Annotated in this window: 29 protein-coding genes and 1 CRISPR repeat array; of the genes, 8 read left to right on the top strand and 21 right to left on the bottom strand. The window is 57.2% G+C overall.

Going from position 1 to position 26,028, the window contains the following annotated elements:
* Window positions 1-84 precede the first annotated feature (84 nt).
* Both NB647_RS05475 and NB647_RS05470 read right to left on the bottom strand, forming a co-directional pair.
* Window positions 85-2,472, bottom strand: a complete 2,388-nt coding sequence (locus NB647_RS05475) for a hypothetical protein (RefSeq protein WP_269282258.1) — start codon at window positions 2,470-2,472, stop codon at window positions 85-87.
* A 398-nt stretch (window positions 2,473-2,870) separates the two neighbouring features.
* Complete coding sequence (locus tag NB647_RS05470; protein WP_269282256.1) at window positions 2,871-3,641, bottom strand: hypothetical protein; 771 nt, start codon at window positions 3,639-3,641, stop codon at window positions 2,871-2,873.
* On the opposite strand from NB647_RS05470, the gene NB647_RS05465 reads away from it, so the two are divergent.
* Window positions 3,640-3,843 (top strand): hypothetical protein, encoded by a 204-nt coding sequence (locus NB647_RS05465; protein WP_269282255.1) that lies wholly within the window; start codon window positions 3,640-3,642, stop codon window positions 3,841-3,843. The genes NB647_RS05470 and NB647_RS05465 overlap by 2 nt on opposite strands.
* A gap of 126 nt (window positions 3,844-3,969) precedes the next feature.
* Here NB647_RS05465 and NB647_RS05460 read toward each other — a convergent pair whose 3' ends face one another.
* From NB647_RS05460 to NB647_RS05395, 14 genes are all read right to left on the bottom strand, one after another.
* Window positions 3,970-4,848 carry a hypothetical protein gene (locus NB647_RS05460; protein WP_269282253.1) on the bottom strand — a complete coding sequence of 293 codons (879 nt, stop codon included), beginning with the start codon at window positions 4,846-4,848 and terminating at the stop codon, window positions 3,970-3,972.
* Window positions 4,849-4,866: 18 nt separating this feature from the next.
* Window positions 4,867-5,799: a hypothetical protein gene (locus NB647_RS05455; protein ID WP_269282252.1), complete on the bottom strand. Its 933-nt coding sequence runs from the start codon at window positions 5,797-5,799 to the stop codon at window positions 4,867-4,869.
* Window positions 5,793-6,221 carry a hypothetical protein gene (locus tag NB647_RS05450; RefSeq protein WP_269265629.1) on the bottom strand — a complete coding sequence of 143 codons (429 nt, stop codon included), beginning with the start codon at window positions 6,219-6,221 and terminating at the stop codon, window positions 5,793-5,795. The genes NB647_RS05455 and NB647_RS05450 overlap by 7 nt, the downstream gene beginning before the upstream one ends.
* Complete coding sequence (locus tag NB647_RS05445) at window positions 6,218-7,654, bottom strand: hypothetical protein (protein ID WP_269282250.1); 1,437 nt, start codon at window positions 7,652-7,654, stop codon at window positions 6,218-6,220. Before NB647_RS05445 ends, NB647_RS05450 begins: the two co-directional genes overlap by 4 nt.
* A gap of 3 nt (window positions 7,655-7,657) precedes the next feature.
* Complete coding sequence (locus tag NB647_RS05440; RefSeq protein ID WP_269265627.1) at window positions 7,658-8,359, bottom strand: phage adaptor protein; 702 nt, start codon at window positions 8,357-8,359, stop codon at window positions 7,658-7,660.
* Window positions 8,356-8,589, bottom strand: coding sequence for a hypothetical protein (locus NB647_RS05435; protein ID WP_269282248.1), 234 nt, complete (start codon window positions 8,587-8,589; stop codon window positions 8,356-8,358). The genes NB647_RS05440 and NB647_RS05435 overlap by 4 nt, the downstream gene beginning before the upstream one ends.
* Window positions 8,586-8,831: a hypothetical protein gene (locus tag NB647_RS05430; protein ID WP_269282246.1), complete on the bottom strand. Its 246-nt coding sequence runs from the start codon at window positions 8,829-8,831 to the stop codon at window positions 8,586-8,588. Before NB647_RS05430 ends, NB647_RS05435 begins: the two co-directional genes overlap by 4 nt.
* The gene (locus NB647_RS05425) at window positions 8,815-9,405 is read right to left on the bottom strand and encodes a DUF4376 domain-containing protein (RefSeq protein WP_269282244.1); all 591 of its coding nucleotides are present in this window, start codon (window positions 9,403-9,405) and stop codon (window positions 8,815-8,817) included. Before NB647_RS05425 ends, NB647_RS05430 begins: the two co-directional genes overlap by 17 nt.
* A gap of 9 nt (window positions 9,406-9,414) precedes the next feature.
* A complete protein-coding gene (locus tag NB647_RS05420) occupies window positions 9,415-10,635 on the bottom strand; it encodes a hypothetical protein (RefSeq protein WP_269282242.1) in 1,221 nt (406 codons plus the stop codon).
* A complete protein-coding gene (locus NB647_RS05415; RefSeq protein WP_269282240.1) occupies window positions 10,635-11,186 on the bottom strand; it encodes a DUF4376 domain-containing protein in 552 nt (183 codons plus the stop codon). Before NB647_RS05415 ends, NB647_RS05420 begins: the two co-directional genes overlap by 1 nt.
* Window positions 11,183-12,694 (bottom strand): tail fiber protein, encoded by a 1,512-nt coding sequence (locus NB647_RS05410; RefSeq protein WP_269282238.1) that lies wholly within the window; start codon window positions 12,692-12,694, stop codon window positions 11,183-11,185. The genes NB647_RS05415 and NB647_RS05410 overlap by 4 nt, the downstream gene beginning before the upstream one ends.
* Before the next feature lie 3 nt (window positions 12,695-12,697).
* Entirely contained in the window at window positions 12,698-13,552 is an 855-nt protein-coding gene (locus NB647_RS05405) for a hypothetical protein (protein ID WP_269282236.1), read from the bottom strand.
* Complete coding sequence (locus NB647_RS05400; RefSeq protein WP_269265617.1) at window positions 13,552-13,872, bottom strand: hypothetical protein; 321 nt, start codon at window positions 13,870-13,872, stop codon at window positions 13,552-13,554. Before NB647_RS05400 ends, NB647_RS05405 begins: the two co-directional genes overlap by 1 nt.
* Before the next feature lie 69 nt (window positions 13,873-13,941).
* Window positions 13,942-14,991: a phage major capsid protein gene (locus NB647_RS05395; RefSeq protein WP_269265616.1), complete on the bottom strand. Its 1,050-nt coding sequence runs from the start codon at window positions 14,989-14,991 to the stop codon at window positions 13,942-13,944.
* 14 nt (window positions 14,992-15,005) lie between these two features.
* Between NB647_RS05395 and NB647_RS05390 the strand changes: the two genes are divergently transcribed.
* Both NB647_RS05390 and NB647_RS05385 read left to right on the top strand, forming a co-directional pair.
* Window positions 15,006-15,260: a hypothetical protein gene (locus NB647_RS05390; RefSeq protein WP_269265615.1), complete on the top strand. Its 255-nt coding sequence runs from the start codon at window positions 15,006-15,008 to the stop codon at window positions 15,258-15,260.
* A gap of 295 nt (window positions 15,261-15,555) precedes the next feature.
* Window positions 15,556-16,734: an MFS transporter gene (locus NB647_RS05385; protein WP_269282235.1), complete on the top strand. Its 1,179-nt coding sequence runs from the start codon at window positions 15,556-15,558 to the stop codon at window positions 16,732-16,734.
* 489 nt (window positions 16,735-17,223) lie between these two features.
* Here NB647_RS05385 and NB647_RS05380 read toward each other — a convergent pair whose 3' ends face one another.
* The 3 genes from NB647_RS05380 to NB647_RS05370 form a co-directional block, all read right to left on the bottom strand.
* Window positions 17,224-17,610, bottom strand: coding sequence for a hypothetical protein (locus NB647_RS05380; protein ID WP_269282233.1), 387 nt, complete (start codon window positions 17,608-17,610; stop codon window positions 17,224-17,226).
* A gap of 26 nt (window positions 17,611-17,636) precedes the next feature.
* The gene (locus tag NB647_RS05375) at window positions 17,637-17,789 is read right to left on the bottom strand and encodes a hypothetical protein (protein ID WP_269282232.1); all 153 of its coding nucleotides are present in this window, start codon (window positions 17,787-17,789) and stop codon (window positions 17,637-17,639) included.
* A gap of 78 nt (window positions 17,790-17,867) precedes the next feature.
* Window positions 17,868-18,377 (bottom strand): GNAT family N-acetyltransferase, encoded by a 510-nt coding sequence (locus NB647_RS05370; RefSeq protein ID WP_332880324.1) that lies wholly within the window; start codon window positions 18,375-18,377, stop codon window positions 17,868-17,870.
* A 748-nt stretch (window positions 18,378-19,125) separates the two neighbouring features.
* Here NB647_RS05370 and NB647_RS05365 point away from each other — a divergent pair.
* From NB647_RS05365 to NB647_RS05350, 4 genes are all read left to right on the top strand, one after another.
* Window positions 19,126-19,854 carry a dihydrofolate reductase family protein gene (locus NB647_RS05365; protein WP_269282231.1) on the top strand — a complete coding sequence of 243 codons (729 nt, stop codon included), beginning with the start codon at window positions 19,126-19,128 and terminating at the stop codon, window positions 19,852-19,854.
* 110 nt (window positions 19,855-19,964) lie between these two features.
* Window positions 19,965-21,086 (top strand): iron-containing alcohol dehydrogenase family protein, encoded by a 1,122-nt coding sequence (locus NB647_RS05360; protein WP_269282229.1) that lies wholly within the window; start codon window positions 19,965-19,967, stop codon window positions 21,084-21,086.
* A 244-nt stretch (window positions 21,087-21,330) separates the two neighbouring features.
* A CRISPR array of direct repeats spans window positions 21,331-21,697; the repeat unit is 32 nt; unit sequence GTCGCACCCTTTACGGGTGCGTGGATTGAAAC.
* Window positions 21,698-22,004: 307 nt separating this feature from the next.
* Entirely contained in the window at window positions 22,005-22,631 is a 627-nt protein-coding gene (locus NB647_RS05355) for a hypothetical protein (protein ID WP_269282227.1), read from the top strand.
* Window positions 22,628-23,224 (top strand): DNA-3-methyladenine glycosylase I, encoded by a 597-nt coding sequence (locus NB647_RS05350; protein WP_269282226.1) that lies wholly within the window; start codon window positions 22,628-22,630, stop codon window positions 23,222-23,224. The genes NB647_RS05355 and NB647_RS05350 overlap by 4 nt, the downstream gene beginning before the upstream one ends.
* Before the next feature lie 815 nt (window positions 23,225-24,039).
* Here NB647_RS05350 and NB647_RS05345 read toward each other — a convergent pair.
* Window positions 24,040-24,162, bottom strand: a complete 123-nt coding sequence (locus NB647_RS05345) for a hypothetical protein (protein ID WP_269282224.1) — start codon at window positions 24,160-24,162, stop codon at window positions 24,040-24,042.
* 135 nt (window positions 24,163-24,297) lie between these two features.
* Between NB647_RS05345 and NB647_RS05340 the strand changes: the two genes are divergently transcribed.
* Window positions 24,298-24,579 carry a hypothetical protein gene (locus tag NB647_RS05340; RefSeq protein WP_269282222.1) on the top strand — a complete coding sequence of 94 codons (282 nt, stop codon included), beginning with the start codon at window positions 24,298-24,300 and terminating at the stop codon, window positions 24,577-24,579.
* Window positions 24,580-25,140: 561 nt separating this feature from the next.
* On the opposite strand, the gene NB647_RS05335 is transcribed toward NB647_RS05340, so the two are convergent.
* Window positions 25,141-25,752: a GNAT family N-acetyltransferase gene (locus tag NB647_RS05335; RefSeq protein WP_269282221.1), complete on the bottom strand. Its 612-nt coding sequence runs from the start codon at window positions 25,750-25,752 to the stop codon at window positions 25,141-25,143.
* Between the last annotated feature and the right edge of the window lie 276 nt (window positions 25,753-26,028).

Here is a 26,028-nt window from a genome sequence, read left to right as displayed (position 1 = left end):
TTTTTTCCCGTTTTCTGTTTCGACCGGCACCATCGCCGGAACACGATCCCGTTTATCCGGCCGGGCGACCTGTCTTTTCCCGCTTCAATCCCGTTTTTCTTTCGGGGCCGCGCGGTTTTCGCGCTCTTTTAGCGCGTGATTCCGCGTCCCACCGCGTCCGTTTCGCCTGCCTTTCGCCAACAGTTCTTCCACCATCGGCACAACCGCTTCCAGAAGTTTCTGTCCGGCAGCCTCCGCAACGGGCACTCCTTCTCCGGATGTCGCCGTCCGCAACCCCGTTTCCACTTCCGGCCCCGGCATCCCCGCCATTTCGGCCGGTGCCTGTCCCGCTTCGCGCTCCAGCCACTGGCGCCATACCGGCGGCAAATACTGTGCGGCAACCGGCGACAGTCGTTCATGCCCGCTTGCAGGCGGCACCCGGACATTACCGGTTTCTGCCGCCGCCCGTTGCCCCGGAAAAGCGCTGCCATTTCCGGCCGGATCGTCCGGCAATCCCGACTGGCCGCCAGCCACATCAGCCTGAGGCATCGCACTGGTACCATTGCCGTCATTACCGCCGGACACAACCGGTACCGGCTGTGTCCCGCTACCGCCCTCCACTCCTTGCCCGGCCGATACGGCTGCCTTATCCCGGGCCACTTTCCTGTCCAGATCGGGAACGAATTCATCCAGATCCAGTTTGTCATCAAAACGCAGAACCGTTTCCTTCAGCAAAGCGATCAGCGCAGTCGGATTGACACCCTCCAGCTGGAACTGCATGATCTGGCCGATCAGAGGCTGTATGACGGGCAAAAGTCGCGTCCAGGATTCCTGCCTGTCCAGATCGTCCGGGATACCTGTCGAACCCGCGCGGATTTTCAGCTGGACCAGCCGGAAAATCTCGTCCTTGGACAACTGCGGCCAGTCATAGGCCAGCTCGACAATCCCTTGTACCGGCAACTCCCCCGAACCGGAAACCGGCAGCAACCCCGTCTTGTGAGGTCCCATGATCTGCTCGACCTGTTTCACATCCAGTTCCTGAATCAGGATTTCCGCCGTGTATTGCGCGATCTGCTGGAGAAAATCCTCGACCTGATCCCGGAATTCGGAAATGCGACCGGACAGGGATTGCTGGAGGATATTCGCTTCCGTGGCCGTTTTCGGCTTGACGACCGACGCGCGGGAAGCATCCTGAAGACCGGTGACCATTTCCCAGTCAACCCGCACGGCCGACGTATCGTATACAGCGGGATCGATCGGCGGATACGATTTCGGCATGATCGCCTGCTGGATCGGCTGGCCATCCGAATCGATCAATGTGATTTCTCCCAGCTCCGAATCGGAAAACCGTTTCAGCGTCCGCTCGTTCACCTCCGCACTGGCGATATAGCCGGGCTTGATCAGATCGCGATGCTCGTTGTAGCGGTCACGTACCGTGTTATGCTCGTTTTGCAGCCGCTCGGTCAGATCGACGATGGACGGCCCCACAAAACAGCCGTCCACCGTCTGGAACGGCAGCAGGAAAAAGGGATACCAGCGCTCGCCGACTTTCGGCGGACTGTACGGATCACGCAGCCAGAAATCGCACCCTTCCGCCATCGTGTAAACGCGCTGTGTCTGTTTGTCCCAGATTTCCAGCACACAAATTTGCGAATCATCCCCCGCTTCCGGACGCACTCCCTCGAAAAGGCGTCCGGAATTTCCGGTCACTTCGCCCTGATGGCGGTAAACCGTCGCCCTGTCCAGACAGAACCCGTACAAGCCCTCGGCCACCGCCTTTTTCATCGGCACTGTCTGGATCATCCAGTCCGCCTGTTCGTAATCCCAGAACTCCGCGATGGCCGGATCGACAAGCAGATGTTCCGTCATGACACGATCGATCACCAATCCTTCCGTACGTCCGACCTCGGCCTTTTCATCCACCGCGGCCACCGTCTGCCGGATCTCCTCCTTCCTGCTGTCGGCATCGGCGCCCTGACCGTTCTCCCGCCACTGCATCGACAGGCCCCGCGCACGCACCAGATTGTCCTGCGAATCCTGAATACGGGCATGAATCAACGGGTCGGAATGTATTTCCCGCTGATACATCACCTTCAGGACACCGAACGAACAGGTCAGCGCCGCCCTGACCGTCGCCTTGGCCCGCTGCTTCAGTCCGGCGTCTTCCAGATAACGGTTCGTCACCGTCTCGATCGTCTTGCACAACAGCTTCAGATCGCGCGAAGCGTGCTGCGGCTTGACGGAAATCTCGGGATTGCGTGCATAAATCCCCGGCAAAATCCCCATGATGGTACTGTGGATCAGATTGGCCCGATGCATGTAAAACCCGTCATCAGACGGATCGCGGTTCCAGTCCAGTCCGGAAACGATCTGCCGGTTATGCCGGATACGCCGGTGGAACCTGTCCCAGTGACGACGCGCCTGCGTCACCCGTTCACTCCACTTCCGGGCGAGCGGATCCGTCTCGGGTTGTTCCCTGAATTTGCTATTCATCTATTCTCCGTATTCCAGTAATGAACTCCATTACTTATACTCCACATTCAGACCCTATAAGGACTTTCATGGCACTTTTGTAACACTTTATGGTTTGCAATACTCAGAAAACGCGATTTCCATCATGGAACGTGATTCACCATCACAGAGAAGACCATATAAGGTTCGACAAAGTCAGAAAACCGGGAAACGGAAATACCCGGCGACAGGAGAAAACGAAGGCGGAAGGTACAAAAAAACCGCGCAGACTGCGCGGCAAGAGGAAAGAGCAGAAATATGGCAGATAGAGTAAAGCAGGTGTTCAGAATAACCGTTTCGGCAAAAGAGTCCTTGCGGGAACGCAAAAAAAGAGAAGATCGGAAAAAACATTCCAGATCAATGACATAGCCGTGACCGGTTCAGTCGAAAAAACCGTTTCTCGCCGCCGCCCTGTCCAGCTCTTCCACCAGATCCGGGCGATTGGCATCAACGGCCCGCTTCCGGGCTTTCAGATAATCGTCCTTCATGCTCTGCGACGGGCCGCCATGACGGTCTTCCCGGTACGTCCGGCTCCGGGACGATTCCCGTCTGCGCGAAGCTCCCTGTTTTCCGGACGTCTGCGCCGACAGTTTCCGGTCATAGGCCCCGGAAAGCGTCCTGTTTCCTCTCAGGATTTCTCCCGTTTCCTGATTGACGACATACCCGCTCTGTCCGATAGCCCTGTACGGCGCATACGGTTTTCCGTAGAGGGCGGACATTATCCGGTTCAGTTTTTCCGGATCGTCGATATGCTGCATCAGCTGCTCACGCAATTCCTGCTTCTGGAACTCGGAAGCAGCCTGCGCAAAACGGCGGATGTTCCGGTCACCCGTTTCCTGATAGGCACGATAGGCCCTTTTCATGTACTCCGGCATATCCGGATTGCGGCGCAGTACATCTTCCACTTTCTGCTTGCGCAACAGAGCTTCTTCCGACTGGGCGCCGTTTTTTTGTCCATCAACCAGCGCCAGCAAGGATCTGGGAGTATCCCGTCCTCCGGGGGCATACTGGTAATCCGGCAAAGGCGTATTTTCCAGAACGGGATCGATCAGGGCGGCATCGCCGGAACTGGCCGAAACAGAGGATACAGGCAGAATGCCGGAAAAGATCGCGGCGAGAAAAACGGACTTCCTGAAAAAGGAAAGCATCATGAATGTAGCTGTCGGATACGGATACAGTGTGTATTTTACCCGTTTGGCGAATCTTCTCAAAGCAAAAACGGAGAGAATCCGCCGCCATTTTCCCCGCAAGCCATCCATTTCTCCCTTTTTCCGCCATTTTCACGATCCTTTTTCCCACCGCACGAAACAGCCGGCAGGAAACGGACTGGCCGGCAATGGCCACCTCGGCTGAACACCTGAGCGGACAATCCGGACGGCACGAAACCGCATTTCCTGCCCCCTGTTTTCTGTCCGAATCGCCCGACGCTTTTTCCCGAGACCGCTGTCATCGCTGTTCCTGTGGAAATCCGGTTGCCGGTCATGTCATCCCCAAAAAACCGGCGGCAGCTTCCGCCGGGTGCCGGACCGCTTTTCCCGTCTCCTCCCGGATATCCTTGTCGCCCCGGCCTGACACCGGCCGATCTCCCCCGAAATCATCCCGGATGTCGTACGGACAACCTCCCTGCCCGCGAACCGTTATCCGAAAGCCACCCCTCCCGTATATTTCGCCCCGTTTTTTCAGCGTATTCGCAAAACCGGAATCCAGCAGGCCCACACCGGATTTACCGGTCAGGGCAGTACCGGCTGACGTACCCGTGACCGATCCGGTCGCTCCCGCCGCAGCACTTCCCAGGGCCGAGGTACCATACATCCCCAAAATACTGGAGCCGAGCTGCAAAAACGGATTCGCCTGTCCGGCTTCCTGAATGGCGAGCCGATCGACGTTATACATGCCATTGGCGAAATTGTTGATCCGGGAAATCTCGCTGGCATTGTCCGCCATTTTGATCGCCTCGTTCTGCCGCAAGCGGTATGCACTGTTCTGCCGTCCCAAAAGTCCGGCCAGTTCCCTTGCCGTATTCAGCTGGTTCGCATCGGAGGCCGTTTTTGCCTGCCGATAGTCCGACGACACATTCCCCTGGGTCGTGGCCGCTTCGGCATGAGCTGTCTGGGCGGTTTCGACCGGCCGGTAATAATTTCCGGTCATCTCTTCCGCGATTTTGTTCTGGTTTTGTTCACGCGTATCCTGCCGGTAATCATCGGCATTATCCATCACGATCTTTTCCGCCCTCATCTGATAGTCGCGCTGGCGTTTCAGGGCATCCCGTGTCGCCTGATTCTGCCGCGACACCGCCATACTGCTGTTTATCTGTTGCAAGGCCGCCGAAGCGACCAGCGCTGCAATTGCTCCCCACATAACCATCCTTCCTTTCTGTCATGACCGGCTGGTATTTCCGCCATAAGAACTGCGCGTCGAAAGAGAACTGCCCTGATTGCCCGTATTGAACAGGTTCGTCCCGCTTCCGTCCAGATTGTTGTAACGCAAATAGGCCTGGCTCAGTCCGCCGAAAAGATCGCCGACGGAGGCCCCGCTCCGGGCACCCTGCGCTTCCTGCGATGTCGAATCCAGACTCTCCATGGCCATCTTCTGCGCCGTTCCCGTATCGATACCGGACTGTGCCATCGAAATCAGGCTTTGTCTGGCACTTTCGTCTTTCGCTCTCAGACTGGCGGCCGCACTGTCGGCAATACCGCTGGCCTTCATCAACCCCTCGTTGGTGATTTCCTGAAGCCGGGCATTGGAATCGACATCGGCCGAACCGCCCATCAGCCCGTGGCGGGCCAGCCCGAAACGGTTGTTCCGTTCCGCATCGCCATACTGGCGGTTCACTTCCCTGGAATTGATTTCGTATACGGCATCGCGCTGGTCTTCGTACAGTTTTTCCCGCCCATCCGGTGTCACGGTTTTCGAACCGTACAATGCCCCGCTGGCAATCGCGTTGTTGATCTTGTCCCAGTCCGTATAAGTCACCGTCACCGGATCATACGTCGTGTACCGGCCCTCGAACGGTTTGGCACCGCTTCCCCAGTGATGCGTCCGTTTTATCTCCGTCCGGGTCGATGTCGGATCGAACACACTGCCGTCCGCCAGATAATACGTCTGCGACGGATCGTAACTCGTCACCCTGTTGTCCAGATCGACCGTCACATACGGCTGCGGATCGAAAATGTCGTTGATCGCCTTGACCGCCGCATCGACACGGGCCTGCCGTTCCTGCTCCATTTTTCTGGCATCACTGGAACCACCGCCCTTGAAATAGAGTCTGCGGCTTTCGACGAAACCGTTGAACTTTGTCGGTATTAACATGATTCCTCCTTCACATTCATTCTCAAACTCCGGTAAACCGTCGCAAACCCGTAACGACGGTGCATCCTCTCCATCGCCGGCGAAACCTGACACTCGATCCAGTCCGCCCCCGCCTTTTTGCAAAATCCCCTGAAAAGGGGCAAAAACCGGTGCATGAACGCCGCCAGACGCCGGCCGGCCATCGCCAGCACATTGACTGCCGTAGCCGACGGATAAAAGACAAATTCGAACGCCACGACCATAACGACTTCCCCTTTCTCGCGCGCCACACCGACCGTTATCCGGCCATCGCGCGCCAGCCTGTACAAATCCTCCGTCGTGAATTCGCCATGAATGGCCTTTTCAACCACCCGTCCGAACTCCGGAGCCACTTCCGCCCAGACCGTGTCCACCTCTTCGGGCCGTACAAACACCAGATTCACAATACCCCCAGCGGTTCGTAATAAATCGTCAGCGCATCCAGCTGGAAAGGTTCTCCGGTCAGATTCCGGAAACGGGGCGCGAATTCGGTTCCCGTCACCTCCAGCGGAATCAGGCCACCCCCATAGGTATTGCCCACGACCCGCACCTCATCGGTTACCGCTTCCACATTGCGGACATCGAAGCGCATGGAAAAACAGCATTCCCCCTGCATCACCAGATCGACGCCATAAACCCGTTTCAGCACCCCCGGCGCCTTGAAATTCATGTACGGCAATTCCAGAATCACTTCATATTCCTGCCCGTCATCGGTATGCGACTCCTCATCCAGCCGGTACACATCGTCGCCGCTGCGCAGATACAGCACCCCGTCCAGTTCATCCATCGCATCGACCGTGAAAGGCAGTTCATACCGGCTCCAGGCCGCGATCTTCGACGTTCTCGATACCGAATACACAAACATCTGCCGGTCGATGGCGCACAGATACTGTCCGGTTCCATAGAAATACACCGCCTTCGGCGTGCTTTCCAGTTTCTGCAAAACCGGCCTGACCAGCGTATCGACAGGCGAACCGATATCCAGATCGTCCAGACGGGCCACCAGTTGCTGTGTGGTGATCGAGCGGAAACCGAAATCCGACAGGAAATACAGATCGCCGGCAACCGTCGCCAGTGACTGCGGATAAGACGAACCGACATTTTCGACCGTCTCGGCCAGACTCATCGCCGTCGGATCGGGATCGACCACCCACACCTGTGCCCCGTCCCGCATCAGAACGACCAGATTGCCCCGGTAAAGCCCCAATGCGTTCGCTTCCCGGTTGCCCAGTGCATTTAAACCCGTCGGCAGAAAGCCGGCATCATCCGCTTCCGTCCAGACCGTCGGATCGCCCGTCTTCGAATAACGGACCGTCGATCCGTCCGGCGAAATCGAAAAAATCTTCGAGGCCGTCTTGATCGCTGTCCGGGTATGCGGACAATTCGCATCGGTGATCTGGGTGATTTCATCGTCTCCCAGATAATGGTGCCGGCACACATCGCCGTGCTGGGCCGAAACGTACAGATAACCGTTGAACACATCGACATAATGGACATCCGTGACCGCCCTGTGTACGGCGACATGGGATGTCTCACTGTTTTCATCGTCCGTCACCTCTTCGGCGCACACCAGTCTTTCCGCCTGAAACAGCGGATTTTCATGAACGATTTCATCCGGCCCGCCGTAAAACGTATGCAACTTGCCCAGCGCGGCAGCCAGTCCTTTCGTCCCGGCCTCCAGCGTCGCGATTTTCACGAAACCGGGACGCTTGGCCGTGGCCAGACCGGTCGTGACATAGGCATTTTTCATTTCCCGCAAACGGTTGGCGTCAGAGACTGCCGCCGACTTGCGCAAATCGATTCCCAGATCGAACTTGTTAAACGTAATCGTCGCCATACCTCACCCCGCCATGAAACGGTAATCGCCACCTTCTCCGGTCACCGTCCTTTCCGAACGGTATCCCCCGTTGATGAAATACCGGCGGTTTTCATGCTGCCTGACCCGCTCGCGCCGCATCTGCGCATTGAAAAGCGCCGCCACCGACTGGGAATCCGGATGACGGAAATGCGCCTTGGCACTCACCAGCGCATACAGCAGCACCAGCCTGTCCGATACACCCGGACGGTCGGACGACCGCGCGAACCGGGGACGGCAGGCGATATATTCCACCAGCAGTCCGTATCCCGACTTATCCGGCACCGGCCAGAGCTCGATCTGCCCGTTTAACGTATCGTACTTTTCCGGCATGGCGCGCCCCTCGTCTTCCCGGTCTTTCTCCGAAATGCCCTGCGAAAGCGGTATCCGCATTTTCCCATCGATCAGCCAGACCGATCTCACCAGTCCCGGATCGATATTCTCGTCTTCGGTATCGTTGTGCCAGTCATACAGATACGACCCCTGCTCCAGACTGATGACTGTTTTCTTGCGCATGGGGGTCGGATTGAGCTGATCGTAAACATATTCATGCGCTTCCTGGAGAAACGAAATCATCAGCGGATTGTTATTGTTCGAAGCCGGCCCCTGCGCCACAAATCCCAGACGCGCTTTCAGCTCGGCCAGCAATTCCCCCAACGTACGATGCCGCTGGATCAGACCGTTCATGCCTCTTCTCCTTTTCCCAGATTGACCATCATGCAGCGGTTTTCCAGCCGGTCCATGCGATCCTGCACGGAAAAAAGTCCCTCCTGCATATCCTTTTTCGCTATCGCGACCGTCCTGCCGATCCGCTCCAAAGCCGCCAGCAGGCGATACCCGAACCAGACCAGCCCGGCAAGCTGCAACACCAGCAGACCGACCGCCACCTGCATCGACGTCACCATCGATCCAATCATGATTCCCCCCTCAACTCCGGCGGGCACTGCAAGCGGTTCTTTTCGGACAGGTACGCGCTTTCGCAATGGTTCTCTTGCCAGAAGAACAGGCTATCGATCATTTTTCGCAGCAACCCCCACCCTTTTCCCTCGTGCCTCTTTCTCCACGCCACCGACGAGATGGTTTCGTCCGCCCAGCCTCCACAGATCGTGTTGACGAGCTGGTCGATGGCGATGGGGATCTGTTTACACCGTCTGGACATGTTCATCTGTTTCCCCTTCCGTCTTGTCGAAGCGGATGGTGATGGCGTCCAGTTCATCCACTGTGGTGGCCGCTTCGATCAGTGAGCGGTATTGCCATTTGATCTGATACAGCCGCTGGCTGTTGGCGACGATTTCACGTCTCATGGTTTCCAGTTGTGCCCTGGTGACCTCGTGGAACTGGTTGTTGTAATCGCAAAACAGGGTGGTGTCGGTGTCGCTCATGACCAGTGTCAGGCCTTCGATGTCACGGTTGGCGGTTTCGTTGGCGTCGATTTCGAATCCGAGCGAACTGGTCAGATGAGCCATTTCGGAGGCGTCCTCAAAAGCCGTTGATAATTCCGAGAGTTTGTTCGCCCGTTCTGTTTCCAGATCACGGACGAATTCCTCAATCTCACCAAATTCTCCGGACAGGGCCCGCCGGTATAATTCACGGCCATGTGCTTCGACGTCATCTTCCGTAGCACCGAATGGCAGAAATCCCATGTCCTGTATTTCTTCGAATTTGACTTCCAGCTGGATGATCTTTTTGTCGGCAGCAATGTATTTCGGATTTTTCGCTTCGATGATGTTCATGGCATTTCCTTACGCTATTCGTTGCCACATGGTGATACCTTCGGACCAGATATTATTTGCACCAATATTGCGCCATGTGCCGCCATACCGTTGAGTTTGTTTACCCAAGGCTGAAGCGCTGGAGTCAAGGAATCCACATATGCCGTAAACGGCACTGGTAGTTCCGTTGAGTGCTACCTCTCCCCCTTTTCCATAAAGAAAAGTTCCGACGCCTCCGGCTCCGGTATCTCTCGACACGGGGGTCGATATGCCTCCTACCGATCCGGCCGAGTTGGCATAGCCTGCGGAATTGGCATAGTTCGCGTTTCCTGCGGATGTGATGAATCCACCGGGATTGCTGGAATCGTAAGGGGTAAAACCCAATGCCGCTATCACTTCCGAAGAGTTCAGTTCAGAACGGATTGTTGCTGATGATTTGTTTTCTACATTACCGAGTCCCAGTTGTTCTTTTGTCACGGCATGCGGGTTGTTTTTATCTGACAGATGGGCCGCTGTTTCCGGCAATTCCGACACTTTTTTCCATGTCCCGTCGCCTGCAAGAACCTTATCTTCGTCTCCTGCCATTGGCGGGGGGACGGTTCCGGATGTTCCGTTTCCGGAGGATGTCGCTCCCGACATGATGTCAACTTCGGGGATTTCCGAGATGGCCTCTGCCACTTCCGCCGATGTCGCGAAGTCTTTGTTGTTGGTTTCCGCATCATAGGGTATGTAGCCCAGCGCTCCGGCTATCGTCTCCGGTGTCAGACCGGGGATGATGGCGTCGTGCAGGGCTTCATCGACTGCCGCTGTTACCTTGCTGTCGATTTGCGCGGTTTCGGAAAGGGCCTGAGCCGCCTTGCTTTCAGCCTGTTGTGCCTGTGTCTGCGCGGCTTCGGCTGTCGCAACTGCCTCTTCCGACTTGTCCACCGCGTCGGACGCCGTCTGCACCGCGCTTGCCGCATGCTGTTGCGCCTCTCGGGCAATGGCTGTTGCCGCATCGGCTACTGCATTGGCTCCGGCCAGTGCTTTTTCCTGTACGTAGTCCAGCACTTCCTGATCGAGTGAATCGGTCGTGATGGATGAGGCCCGGATTTTCCCGTCGTCGGCCTGAACGAGCGCCAGATTCGTCCGGATGTCGTTGATCGAGTTCGATGCCCTGTCCAGTTCGGCGTTCAGCGCCGAATGATCTGTCTCGTTGCCGAAATCATCCGCAAAATTCTTTTGCCTCTCATAGGATGGGGGTTGTGCCATTATTCATTCTCCTCCGAAAAACTGATGGAAAGCGATTCCAGTTCCACCACCGATTGCGCTGCCTCAATAGCTTCACGCAGTGCCCACTTTCTGGCATAAACAGCCCGGGCATGTGTGATGATCTCGATCTGCATGATCCTGAGCTGATCCAGAGTGACTTCATGAAAAGTATTGTCATACGCACAAAAAAGCACACTGTCTTCCCCGTTCGCTTCCATCGCCACGATCAGACTGGACACATTCCGGTTCGCCGTTTCATCCGCATCGATCTCGAACCCGACCGATGAGGTGCAATGCGCTTCCCGCAATGCGGTATCGAAAGCCGCTTCCAGTTCAGCCAGTTTTTCCGTTCTGGCTTCTTCCAGCGGTCTTTGCGGCGCATGGCCTTTTTCGTACCATGTGCCGTCATGGCCCTGCTCGATCTGGTCTTCATCGTATGTTCCGATTTGTTCGACCGAATACTGCGGCATGAAGGGCAAGGTATTCTCCAGCCTTTGCCTGTCTTCATCGATCAGGATGAATTGGTGGTTTTCAACAATCCCGTATTTCATGGCTGGCTCCCTTCTGCATAAAAGAATCCAAAAGTCGTTTCTTCTGACAGATTGTTGTATTCAACGCGAACGACGTCACCTTTTCTTACTGGCATAAAATGTTTTTCAGCGCTACTTGCCGGAACATTGCTCATAACTCCAAACCCGGTAGACCGATTAATAAAATTCATGTATCCGTTTGAAGCAGCCGTAGCAAATATTACTGAATAGAAATAACCGTCAGCAGGAGCCGTAACGTCTGTATTAGTAACTGGTATGGAAAGTCCCACATAGTTACCAGACGGCATCGCCAGGCGGGCTGCTTTCGCCTTTCCCGTCGCGCTGAGATTGGACAGGTTTGTATCGGCTTTTCCGGCCACTTCGTTGGCCAGTTCCGTTATGTCGATCAGGCCGGAATCGACTGCCGCATCGAAGGCCTTGATGCAGGGTAACAGGGTCAGGGCCGGCGGCTGGACGGTGTCGCTTTTGCCGTAGGTGGGGTTGCCGTGAGATGCATCAAATCTAACTACATTAGCCCCTGCCGTACCCGTTTTTTCTACAATATTAAATGTTCCTGCGTTCCATTCCTCTGCCGGATAAAAACACCCTGTTGGCTCAAAGCGCGTGTCACTGAACCCGACTGTATCACTGTATCCTACCAAATTCGGCAATCCCGCTTCTTTCACTGTTCCCGGTGTCGCGCTGCCTTCGGCGAACCGCCCGATCAGGTTCGGCAGGTTGAAGGTGGTCTCTCCATCGCCTTCTCCATAGGTGGTTCCGATGGCGGCAAAGAGTTCGGGACAGGTTTCCCGCCCGACTGCCGATCCATCGCATTTCAGGTAACCGGCCGGGGGCTCGGCCGCGGTGAACATCACGACAGTCCCGACCGGTATGCCTCTCTGGCCGGCGATTGCCGCATGAAGCGCCGCTTCTTCTGCCGACCGGTCCGCACTGGCGGCACTGCCGGCTGACGCCTGCGCCTGTTTTTCCGCTTCCCGTGCCGCTTCCTCCACAATGTCATCCGCCCTTTTTTCAATCTTTCCGTAGACGCACCGGGCTTCCTGTGCGCTCGTCTGTGCCGACCGGGCATATTCCTTCGCCTGATCGCTGGCCGTCTGAACGATATCATCCGCCCTTTTCTGCACTTCGCCGGCGATCGCCTGCGCCTGCTCCCAGGATGCCGTGGCCGCTTTCTCACTGGCCGCCGCCCTCGTCTCGCTCTCTTTCGCCTTCTCTGCCGACGATTTCGACGTTTCGGAGGCTTTCCTCGATTCATCAAGCATTGCCTGGGCATCCATCACCACACCCTCCACCAGCGAGACTCTCAATTCCTCGCTGATCGAATCCGGTGTCACCACCGACGGACGCAACTTCCCGTCGTCCGCCTGCAAAATCGCCAGATTCGTCCGGATGTCGTTGATCGAGTTCGACGCCTTGTCCAGTTCCGCATTCAGGGCGGCATGATCCGTTTCCCGGCCGCTGTTCAAGGTGAAATTCTTTTCCCGGTTATAGGCAGGAGGCTGAGCCATACATCACCCCCCGAACTGGTCCAGACCACGCCAGGACGGGTCCGTCACCACCATGACAAGACGGAAAGACTTGTTGCCGTCCGGATCGGCAGCCGGTGTATAGGTACCGCGCACATCCCCGGTCGTGGCGGCCGGTTTTTCGGCTGAGGCGGCGACAAAAGTCCCTTTCGTCGCAACGGCCGCATCGTCCTGGATTTCGCCAAGCACATGGGCCTCTGTCTGCAAGGAAACCGGCAATCCCAGTACCTTGCCGGTACCGGCCGTCAGTCCGGTCACGGCAGCGCTGGCCGAAATGGAATCGATCCGGGAAAACGCCTTTTTGCCGGTGAATGTGGTGCCTGCCGCCGACGATTCCGCCATGTCCTGACCGTATTCGTCCTTTCCCCTGACGGTCACCACCGCCGTTCCCGTCCATGCCGCGACGATATTTCTCGGCACATCCGGTTCCGTCATGGACAATACAGCGTTTTCACCGGCGCCGACTGTCTGGCTTTTTGCAATGGCATCACTGTCAGCCGCCACCGGCGCCCCGAGATTGATGTAAGCCACCCTGGCGAAAATGGCCCGGTTGATGCCCGGTATCCGGTCCGTGTCGCCGACCGTCTGGAGTTCAAGATAATATGCCGTCCCTTCCGGCAACGCGGCGCCGGACAGATTGGTCACCGTGATGTCTTCCGTGCCGAACGTCAGGCCGAACGAATAAGGTGCCTCAAGCAGCGTATTTTGCCCGAGCAACATCTTGTGGCCAGCACTGCCGGCGAATGTTCCCTTGTTGGTACCATGAGGATAGGAAATCGTGAATGTCTCTCCGTTTCCCACTTCCGAAACCAGATTGCCGCGCGAAATGAAGTAACTCATCATTCCCCCTTGTTCCTGCTTCCGGCCGTCTCCTTTCTGGAAGACACATTCACCCTGACCGCTTTCCTGTCCTTTCCGAAAACCTGTTCCACCCGTTCGACGCCATATTTGGCGCAGAAACGCTCATATTCATCCTCACTGGCCCGAAACGAACCGACCGGCGTTCCGCAACCTGCCTCGTCAACCCGTTTCCTGTCGGCATTATGGACGTTCTCGGCCCCGAAAATTTCCTGCAACAGCGGCAGTTCATATTCCGGCACCGTAACCGGCGTCACCGTGTGTGCATCGCGGCGGATGCGGATTTCATACAATGGAGTCATCACTTTTCCTTATCGCTTGAAAATGGAGAAAATGCCGCCGGAACCGGCGGCGACCGTCAACCCCGCGCCTTACGCGATGGACATGACGGAATGGGCATTCGCGCGTTTCAACACCAGCGCCAGACGCAGGTTCACCATCTGGTACAACGCCAGCACGTTATACGGACGGGTCGGCGACACGATATCCATCGAGTCGTCGTGCAATTCCAGATACTTCGTATTGATGAAATAACAGCGTTTTTCCCAGGGAATCGCCGGCGATTCCAGCGCATCCAGCGCCTCGAACTGCGGATCCCAGATGATCTCGACCCCCTTGAAATACAAACCGGTCGAAGAACCCGAACCGATACCGGCATCCAGCCGCTTGACCTTGCCGGCATCGGCGTTATTGGTCACCGTCACCCCATACTGGCGATAGGCATCGATAAAAGCGGAACCGGCCAGAATGAAGTCCGGCGAACCGCCATTGCGGATACAGCGGCGCCACTGGCCTTCCATCGCGGTTGCCAGCGCACCGGCCGTCGTAGCCGCAATCGCGGTGGCGGCATTGTTGCGCCAGTACGTCGCCGTCTCGCGGTCGATACCGCCCACCACACCGGTTTCCGGTGTCAGGGAAACCAGCGCATCCAGCCCGGTCACGGCATCCTCCGACGCCGTTCCGTCACGGTGCAGCTCCATCGACAGTTTTTCGGAAAAACCGGTACGGAACGCATCGGTCTGCTCATCCAGAAGATTCAGCAACTGGTTCTTTTCACTGACCTCCAGCTTGTATTCCCGGCGGCCACCTTCCCGCACCTTGATCCCGTTGGCAAACAGCGTATCGTGGGCGATATAAAAACCGTCCACCGCACGACGCCAGGGAAAAGCGGCGTTTTCAACGGTATTGCGCTTGTTGAAGGAAACCGGTTCCTCGCCATAGGCCCAGGCAAAATTGGAATCATGGGACTTGCGGATATTGACCGTCACATTCTGCTTGGCCCCCGCAAACTCCTTGCGCTTTTCCATCAGCTTCTTGAAAAGCGGAATATCGACCGAAACCTGATCGATCGGTTCGTTTTTGAGATAATCATCGAGCGTGGATTTGCCCAGCTCCTGCAAGTCGGTAGATGATATTGGCATCTGTCGCTCCTAATATGAAAGACAAAAAATTCCTCTTTCACACCGGCACAGGACGCAACCCCTGCTTTTTCAGCGACCCGGCCAGACGCGACACTGGCAACCGGCGACTTTCAGCCCGCTTCATGCGCTACCGGGACGCGACCCCCGGCGATACAGCGACAAATTACGATGTGGCGGAAAAACCGGACATTTCGGGACCACCGGGATGCGATCCCCGGCAAAACGGCACAACCGCCCCGTCAGACACCGGACTTTTCCGGAAAACGTGACACGACACGTCATGTCACCCTGTCATTATAATCTTGCCGCCACCTTTTTTTGGACATTCATGGCACTTTTGTGGCCGCAACCACCCCGTCCCCCCTGGAAAATCCGCCCGCCTCCTGCCGAAACAGAACCGGAAAACGCAAATCTCCCGCGCGAAACGGTCTCTCCCGCGAGGCCACACCATCCCCCTTCCCGCACCCGCCCCGGCCTGCCAGACGGACACGGATATCCTGTACAATGCCATACTTTACGGCAGACACACCGGCCAAAAGGCCGGCCGCCCTGAAAAAACAGTATATGACACACGAAAACCTGACAGAAAACGCCGGACTGCCGGCCCACATCCTCTGGACACTCGCCATCGTGGCAGGCGTCACCATCGCCAACCAGTACTACAACCAGCCCCTGCTGAATCTCATCCGGCACGATCTGGGCGAAACCGGTTTCAGGACCAACGTCATCACCATGATGGCCCAGATCGGCTATGCACTCGGCCTGCTCTTCGTCGTTCCGCTGGGAGACCTCTGCCGCCGGAAAAAAATCATCTTCACCAACTTCATCCTGCTCATCTTTTCCCTGCTCGCCATCGGCATGGCTTCCGGCATTTACATCATCTGGGCCGCCTCGCTCGTGACCGGTATCTGTTCCGTCATCCCGCAAATCTTCGTCCCCATCGCCTCTCAATTCTCGCGCCCGGAACACAAAAGCCGCAACGTGGGCATCGTCATGTCCGGCCTTTTGACCGGCATCCTCGCCTCCCGCGTCATCTCGGGCTTCGTCGGCGACTGGCTGGGCTGGCGCGCCATGTACTTCATCGCCGCCGCCTTAATGATCGTCTGCGCCGCCATCACCCTCAAGGTACTGCCCGACATCCGCCCGAACTTCCAGGGCACCTACGGCAGCCTGATGCGTTCCCTCGCCACCCTGATCAAAGACTATCCGGCCTTAAGAGTCTGTTCCCTGCGCGCCGCGCTGGCCTTCGGCTCGTTTCTGGCCGTATGGGCATCCCTGGCCTTCAAAATGGCACAGGCTCCCTTTTACGCCGACAGCGACACCGTCGGCATCCTCGGACTGTGCGGCATCGCCGGCGCCCTGACCGCCTCCGCCGTCGGCAAATACGTCACCCGGGTCGGCCTGAAAAACTTCAACTACATCGGCGACGGCCTCATCCTGCTGGCCCGGGGGCTGCTCTGGCTCGGCGGCGACACCTACGCCGGCATGATCGCCGGCATCATCATCATCGACATCGGCATCCAGTGCATCCAGCTCAGCAATCAGGCCAGCGTCATGCAACTGAACCCCAAGGCGTCCAACCGGGTCAACACCGTTTTCATGACCACCTTCTTCATCGGCGGCACCCTGGGCACCTTTTCCGCCGGAACCGGCTGGCAGATCGCCGGCTGGACAGGCGTCGCCGCCGTCGGCGCAACCCTGGCGACCGCCTCCCTGCTCGTGACACTGCTGACCCGGCACTGATTCCGCCCGAAAGAGCAGGAGACCGGAAAGCGGGAAACATGCCATGCCGGACGCAAGACAAACGGGAAAATGAACCGGCAACATCCGGCCGGACAGGAAACGGAGCCGGATGGCATTCATGGCCACCGGATTGTTCCGGCCAGCGATATCCCGGAAACACGCAAGGTTCCCGGAAACTTCTTTATACAGCCGGCGAACGTTTCCTGTTTTGCGGACACCGTAACCGGACAATAAAAACCCGGAAACCCGATTGTCCGGAATTTCCGGTTTTGTCCGGACGTGATTCCGTTGCCTCCGGCGACAAACCAGACCACCGCACCGGCAGAGACCATTCCACTCCCCGAACGGCAAGAATCCAGACAAAACCGGCGGATCAAACCAAGTCCCCTGCCTACCACACAGCGATCCTGTTTTGGCCGATACCGAAACATCCGCTCCCGACATACCCGCACAACAGCGCTTTGGCCAATCCTCCACCCTCCGGAACTTTCACGGCCGGCTGCCCCCCATCCTGTCAAGCACCCACTCCGCCCTGTCCTGTCGCAACGTAAAGCGGTCGTTTACCCAGACCGGCCCCCGGCGAACCAGCACCACACTTCCCGCCTCATCCGGCAAAAACAGCTCCGCCCGTTCCCCGTCCCGACCGAAAACCACAAAAGACGCCAACCCGTCGCGTCCTCCCGCATCCTGCACCCGTACGCCGCTCTCGAACACCCGGATACAGGCATCCTGCACCATACTGAACGTATACCCCGCCGCCGCCAGACAGCCATGTCCATCCTTCTTCCCACCGATCCGTCCATCGGTTCCACCGGAAACCGCACACGAAGCCACCAGCCCGGACAACACCACAACAGACAGCCAACCCGCTTTCATCCCCATCCCCCTTTCATGTCCTTCCTTCACACACCGGAACACGTCTTGTCGCCCGAAAACCCCCGCACACCCGGCCGAACCATCGCCAGCCGCCTTTGGACATCATACCGCACACCACCTCCGGAACACGCCATAATAACGACATGGAAAAGCGACAAATCGACTGGCGCCAACTCCACGACATCCTCCTCTTCGCCGACACCCCGCACTTCGGAAAGGCCACGGAAAACCGTTTTCCCCCAACCGCCGGCAAGGCGTCACCCTGCCCCGAACCGGCCGGGACACCACACCATATGCAACAGCGGAAACGGCCGTCCCTCACCATCCGTTTCCGAACGCCCCGTCACACAAAACCCCATCCGTTCATAAAAACCGGCCGCCTGCGGATTCTGCTCATTCACATCCACCCGCACCACCCCGCGGCAACCTGTCGCCAGTTCAACCAGCGCACGGCCGATACCGCGCCCGCGCCATCCCGGATCGACAAACAACATCTCCAGCATCTCCCCGCCGATCCCCATAAACGCCTGCATCGTCCCGGCGGCATCCCGTACACTCCACAACTCCGGCACCCCCAGCCACCCCGCCATCACCGACGGCACCAGCGAATCAATATCCTCTTCCGTCAGAAAAGCGTGCGTCGCCCTCACCGACCGCCTCCACAACGCCACTGCCTCCTCCAGTGCAATCCGCCGCTCATCCGGCATCATCCGCGCAACCAGACAGACCTGTCCCCCGAAAACCCTGCGCATAACGTCCTCTTCCATCCCTGTCCCTTCCAAACGGCAAACACTCCGCCGCAAAACACTGCAACACAATCCTCTTCCGGCAACCCGCCTGCCGACACAGACCGAACCTTCCTCCAGCCGCCCGGCCTCGCTCCGCAATCCGGAGACACCGCCGGAAAAGGGCACCCTGTCCGCATACCCCCGAAAAAGCGGGATCGCCTGCCGGAATCCTCCTCATCCCCCGCCACACCGGAATATACCGCATTTCACTTATGGCACTGCCCTTCATAAACGCAAAAAAAAACCTTCCGCAAAAGCCCCCTGAAAAAAGCGCAAAGACTTCCCATTCCCGGAAGATACCCGACTTCAGAGATTCCGCCATACCGACCGCCAGAAAACCGGCCTGTATAGCCCCCTCAAAACAGAATCTTCGAGCGATGGACCGTGCGATTTACCGAATCAATCGACTCCGGCCGATTCATTACACTTCCGGATTCAGTATCCCTGCACGACAAAACCATTCCAGAACCCCTGTCAACGGTACCATAACACATCAAACCGCAGAAAAATGCCGGCGACCCGCCGGTCCTCCTCCTGCCGCACCAGACACCCGCTCCCGGGAACCGGACAAAACCCCGGATACCCGGCACCTCGCCCCACCTCACAGCCGGCAACAAAAAAACCGCCATCCCGGTTCCCGTTTTCTCTCCGCCCCTCCAACAAGCGGCGACACAGAAAAACGGATCGTGCCTATAATACCCACCGAACACACAACCGGAGAAACCCCATGCGCCCAACAATCGTCTGTCACATGATGAGTTCCATCGACGGCCGCCTGAACGGCGACCGCTGGAGCGAACCCTTCGACGGAAAAAACCGCGACATCCTTTTCGCCCCCTACTACACCATCAGCGAACGGCTCTCCCCCGAAGCACACATGCTCGGCCGCAACACCGTCCAGATCCACTTCTGCCCCAAAACCTTCGACCACACCGGCCTGCCCCGGGCCGTCCGCCCCGAACCCTATCTGGCGCTCTCCCCCGCCCCGCGCAAACTCGTCATCCTCGACCCGCACGGCAAAATCTTCTACGACACGAACACCATCATGGATTCCGGCATCATCGCCGTACTGGGTGAAAACGTCTCCGAGGCCTACCTGACCCACCTGCGCGAAAACGACATTTCCTACCTCTTCGCAGGCGCCGACGGCCACGACCTCGAAAACGCAATGGAACAGATCGGCACCCTCTTCAACATCGAACGGATCGTCCTCGAAGGCGGCGGCATCGTCAACGGCCAGTTCCTGAAACACGGCCTGATCGACGAATTCAGCCTCATGATCTATCCCGGTATCGACGGACTGGCCGGCATCCATTCCATCGTCGAATACACCGGCAACGACGACGAACGGCCCGCCACCGGACAAAGCCTCGAACTCATCTCCGCCGACAAACTCGAAAACGGCGTCATCTGGCTCTACTACCGCGTCCACCGGAAAACCCCGGCCAGCCGCTAACCCCGTCGGGGGCGGGCTGCCCACCACGCCCCCGACGGGAAACCGGCGATGTACAATAAACTTTCCGCCGGACACCCGGCAACCGACACCACATCGCAAAAGAGGTCCCCATGAACTGGCATTACCGGCAACCCGTCACCATCCACTTCGGCAACGGCATGATCACCCGTCTGAAAGACGAAATCCGCCAGACAGGGAAAAAACGGGGCATCCTGGTCACCTCCCCCTCCTTCGAAAAAAACGGACTGGCTGCCCGGCTCGTCACCGACAGTGACGGCACACTCGTCACCACATACAGCGGCATCTCCCCCAATCCCGACATCAGGGAATGCGATGCCTGCATCAAAACCATCCGGGAAAACGCCTGCGACCTCGTCGTCGCCCTCGGAGGCGGCAGCGTCCTCGACTGTGCCAAGGCTGCCGCCCTTTTCTGCACGGCAACCTTGCCGGCCGGCGACTATCTGGACAGGAAAATCCCCCTGCCCCCGGACCGTCTTCCCCTGATCGCCATCCCGACCACGGCCGGCACCGGCAGCGAAATCACCCGCGTCGCCGTCCTCTCCGACCACGAAAAAGGCATCAAAACGCCCCTGGACACCCCGGCCTTCTACCCGGACACCGCCCTCGTCGACCCGGAACTGACCTGGACCGTCCCCAGACACATCACCGCCTGCACCGGCATGGACGTCCTCTGCCATGCCATCGAAGCCTACTGGAACATCCATCACCAGCCCGTCTGCGACGCACTCGCCATCCATGCCATCCGCCTCGTCTTCCGGTATCTGGAAACGGCCTGCGAAGAACCCTCCAACCCGCTCGCCCGGGAAAAAATGGCCGAAGCCTCCGTCACCGCCGGCATGGCCTTCTCCCTGCCCGGCACCACCTCCGCCCACGCCTGTTCCTACCCGCTGACCAGCCACCTCGGCATTCCCCACGGCGAAGCCTGCGGCCTGACCATCGACCACTTCATGCGTATCAACGCCACCACCGACACCGACGGCCGCCTAAACGAACTGGCCCGCGCCACCGGCTTTTCCGACCCCGGCAACATGGCCGACGCCATCGCCGAACTCAAATACCGCACCGGTCTGAAAACCGGACTGACCCGATACGGACTGACCGACACCGACCTGCACCGCCTCGTATCGGCAAGCCTTGTCCCCAACCTGAAAAATAACCCCGTCCCCATCACCGCAGCCATGCTCTACGACCTCTACGCCAGCCTGCGCTGATCCCCGGATGCGAACCCGTCCGAAAACACCGGCCAAAAACCGTTGTACCATTCACCAAACCGTAACATGCGGGCACCCCAAGCGGACAGGCCTTCCCCCGTGAGATGCTCGCATTGCCAAACCATTGAAAACACACGTAAAATAAAAACCCTTCGGGAAATCTCCCTCATTTTCATCTGAAAAAGAAGAGGTCCTCGAAAAATGCCCCTGAAACGCCCGGTTCACCGGGCCTGACAGAGGCGCAGTCGCACCCTTTACGGGTGCGTGGATTGAAACCGGACGATGATGTTTTCACAAAGACAACGACATACGAGTCGCACCCTTTACGGGTGCGTGGATTGAAACCTTTTGGCAAAAAGACCATTGCAAAACGGCCTAGTCGCACCCTTTACGGGTGCGTGGATTGAAACAGATTGACAGTATCGCCGGGAAGCACTTCGTCAACGTCGCACCCTTTACGGGTGCGTGGATTGAAACCCAAATAAATATAGTCCGGCAAACTGACTTGAGACGTCGCACCCTTTACGGGTGCGTGGATTGAAACCTGCTTGTCTTGCTGTGCCTGGAATCCTGCCTGTGGTCGCACCCTTTACGGGTGCGTGGATTGAAACAACGAGTTTGTAGGTGTCAGGGTCAAACTCAAGACGTCGCACCCTTTACGGGTGCGACCATCAAGCTTCTGTCACGCTTTAATCCGCTGTTTTCCAGCGGACTTTATCGCAAGGTTCCCATCATTTCCGGAACGTCCCGTCCCTTTTTTCACCAGCCCCCCAGCGAAACAGTGACTGGCTTTTTCGGCCGGACGGCGTCCCGCCGATCGGCACCGATACAACGAAAACGGTACCGCAAAAACATCCGGAATCCGGCCGGAAACGGAAACCGCTTGCCAGACAGTCCGGTACCGGCATAATAGTCAACATGCCCGAACGAAGAAAAATCCCCCGATCCGGCACTCCGGATCGCACCGCCAGCGCGGATAATGACCCGATGGAAATCAGCCGGTACCCCTTGCCGGATACCGATGAAATCATCGCTCTTGTCCTGCACGGCCCAAACGACGGAACACGCCCGCCGTTCCGTATCGAAAACCAGCCGGCCCGGCTTCGCATCCGGAAAGAATGCATCGATCCGGGCGGAAACTTCCGGGTAGCGAAGGAAAACGGAAAAGTGACCGGAACGATCGGTTTGATCGACAAAAGAAACAGGGCCGACATACTGAAAAAATTTTTCGAACCCCGCAGGGAAGCACCGCATCCTCCCGGGCAGCGGCGGCATACCACCTTCCCGGCTTTCGCCAGGGCATGCGGCTTTTCCGGAGCCAATCCCGAGATTCCCGAAAATACGGGCAGGACACACCGGTTTTACGGAATATCGGGATTCGAACGAATACAAGAGAAACGGCCGATCGGATACAATTACCCGTATGAGAAATCCCGTTTTTTCTCCCGGTTTCCGTCACGGCAAGCCCCTTCGCGAAACGGCGGAGGAACCCCTGCATCTCCCGGAAAAAACAGACCTCCTGCAAACCCAAAGCCCCGCTCATGACGAAACAGGACTTGATCAACGGCCGCTGCGGCTGGTGCGCGACAGATGCGCTTTACATACAATACCACGATCAGGAATGGGGAAAACCCGTCACGGACGAGCGGACACTGTTCGAATTTCTCGTACTGGAAAGCGCCCAGGCCGGACTGAACTGGCTCACCATCCTCCGGAAACGGGAAGGATACCGTCAGGCGTTTTGCGATTTCGATGCCGCACGGGTTGCGCAAATGACCGGCGAAGACGTCGAACGGCTCATGCAATTCGACGGTATCGTCAGAAACCGCCTGAAAATCACATCAGCCATCACAAACGCCAGACTGTTTCTCGCCCTGCAAAAAGAATTCGGCAGTTTCCACGACTATATCCTCACCTTTTTCCCCGGCAAAAACCCGGTTGTCCACCATTTCCGGACACTGGGCGAAATTCCGGTCTCCTCCCCCGAATCCGAAGCCATGAGCCGGGACATGAAAAAACGGGGCTTCAGATTTTTCGGTGCCACCATCTGCCATGCCTATCTGCAGGCTTGCGGCTTCATCGACGACCATCTGACCGGCTGCCTTTGCCGGAAAAACAGTCAAGTACCATACAAATGAAATCCCCCCGCAAAAACCGGAAAATATCCGGAAAAAGGCCCACAAACCTCCCGTTCAACAGAACGGCTTCCGGTTGCCGGCAACCCGCCGTGAAAAACCGGCCGGCATAACGATACCCGACCGCAAAAAACCCATTCCCGGCCGTCAACCGGCCGTTTGCAAACGGCCCGGCCAGAAATGGACGGGAACCCCCACGTGGAAAACAGGAGAGAAAATCCGCGAACCCTGCGGACCTGTTTCCCGGAAAACGACAAAAACCGGCGACATCCTCCGAAACGGAATGGACGCAACTTGCCGTTTCATTCCGCATTCCGGCCGGAAAATCCTTCCCGGGCCAGACACAAACATCCTCTCAGGCAACGTAACAGGAAAAAGAAAAACGACAGGTATCAGCCGTATCGGAATACCCCGGTATCCACCGGCAACATGCCGGAAACACCCAACCGGAGCGAACGGAATGCGAATACCCTCCCGACCTGCAAACGTATGGCATCGCAATAGCCGGCAATCTCCGGCGGCGAACATTCATTCCCTCACACATGCTCCCTCAGGCCCTCATGCCGGACCGGCATCACCCCATTCGCCCTCCGGAAAACACCCGGCCCCCTTCCGGGACATTTTGGACAGGAAAACACTGCCGGAAAAGGCCGCCGGCCGAAACGGGCACCCCCGGCAAAAAACAGATACTCCGTGAAACGATGACCACCGGAAAAAACGGCCATACCCGGACAGACACGAACGACAGGCCACTCCGGTCAAACGGCCCCGGCAACCGGATGCACGGCACCGCCCCCTTTCCACGGACACGCCCCCCGTCATACCCCATCTTCCGGCGGCTTTTCCCGCTCTTTCCACATTCTCCCCGCCCCCTCTTTTCCGGGCAGTTCCGGCCAGCTCCGTCCTCCAGCCTTTTCCAGCCCGGCAACGTCCCCGGACACTGGCTTTTCCGCACCAACCCTTTTAAGATATTACCTGCCGGAAAAAATACATAAAAAAACAGGGCAGACATGGAAAAACCGCCACGCCGGCCGCTTTTTTCCGCCCGGCCGCCCATCGCACGGAAGGAGCCGTCATTGGACAATGAAGACAACCAGCTAAGCAAAAAAACCAAAATCATCATCATGGTCGTGGCCGCACTCTGTATCGCCGCCATACATGTCATCTATATCCGGCCGCGATATGGCGACTCCATACCGATGATCCTGTTCCAGTTCTTCCCGCTGTATTTCCTCGGACGCATTCTGTTTAGCAAACGGAAAAAAGAAAACGAAGCGAAAAAGGAACCGCCGAAAGAGAGCAAGGCCGCCCGCAAGAAACAGCGCCGCGCCAGCCAGATCGGAAAAACCCGGCCATAACCCGGGTGCCCCCTGTTCTTTCCGGTTTCGCCGGCCGCGTGAAACGGCCAGCCTGTTCGGGCACCTGACGGGCATGTACAAATGTTACGTATGTAACGAAATGTGAAATCCCGCCCCCCGCAGGCCATTTAAGCCAATAATGGACACACACTCTCCTTTATCAATGAAAAAACGCCCGTCAGCGGAACTGCTGTACGGGTGTTTTTTTACCCCCTGCCCGGCCGGTTCCCGGAAAGGAGCCAGCCCCCCGACAACACCGGTCCCGGTTCCGCCCGCCCGGTCGATGACATAACCGCAAGCCGGACACATCCACTTTTTTGACTTGGCCTGTACCCGGATAAACATATCATGACGATATAAAAAGGTTTCGTGCAGTACACCGACTTAAAAAACAAATTTCCGACCTCGGAATCAAAAATTCTGCTTGCCCAAAATCCTCAAACTGTCTGAAAAATCCCAAACCAAACGATAAAATACGTTTTCCGGCATGGAAAAGGACGAAAAGCCGCCGAAACGGCTTTCCCGCCCGGATACCCCGTCCGCAAAGACAAGCGGAACAGTTCACGGGATTCGTGCCATCCGGCAAAACGGCAATTCCTCTACAAAATGATTGCTGGACATATTCCAGTACTTTTTATAGACAAACCCCTCGTTCCCATCGAAATTGAGCTGATACAGCCTGAACGTAACCGGAAAATTTTTAGGCTGCCACATTTCTTCATAAGAATACCGGTAACTCATTCCGAGCGCTTCCATGACACGACCGCTTCGGGGATTGCGGACATCGTGCGTCGCGGTAACATAAGGCAATCCGTCCTTTTCCACCTGCCCGATGACAGCCCTTCCGGCTTCTCTTGCAATGCCCCGATGCCAGAACTCCTTGCGCAATCCATAACCGAAATCGTGATGTTCCTCCATATCGACTTTCATATAGCCAATCGGGACATTATCGCTTTTCAGACAAACGGCATAAGCATACGCCTGTGGCTGCCTGTATTTGGCCGCGTATCTTTCCTCGTAAAATTTCCGGGTTTCCTCCATGTTTTTCACAGGGAACCACGGCAAAAACCTGTTGGCTTTTTCATCCCTGAGAACAAGAAAAAGCGCTTCCATATCCTTTTCCGTAAATTTCCTCAGAATCAGCCGCTCTGTTTTCAATACCGGTGTATTCATATCGTTTTTCCCTTGCCTGGCATATTTTTCCGCTATCTGTTTCCGTTCCCGCTGTAAATCCCGATTGTCGGCCAATCCGGTTTCCCGATCTTTTTCATCCGCTTTTTCCCCCTGACGGTTTCCCGAAACCCGGCCGCAACCGCTTGCAAACAAACGTCAAAACCGCCTGTTCCACATGCCGTTTCCGCCGGCGATTCTATCAGTGGCCGGCCCGCTTCATCATTTGGCCCTTGTCCCGTCCACAAAACGCCTGCCTCCGGCAGACCATCCGCCTTC

The organism is Oxalobacter aliiformigenes, assembly GCF_027116575.1.
Lineage (GTDB): Bacteria > Pseudomonadota > Gammaproteobacteria > Burkholderiales > Burkholderiaceae_D > Oxalobacter > Oxalobacter aliiformigenes.
Note: the sequence above shows the minus strand (reverse complement) of the source record. Positions and strands in the feature narration are given on the sequence as shown.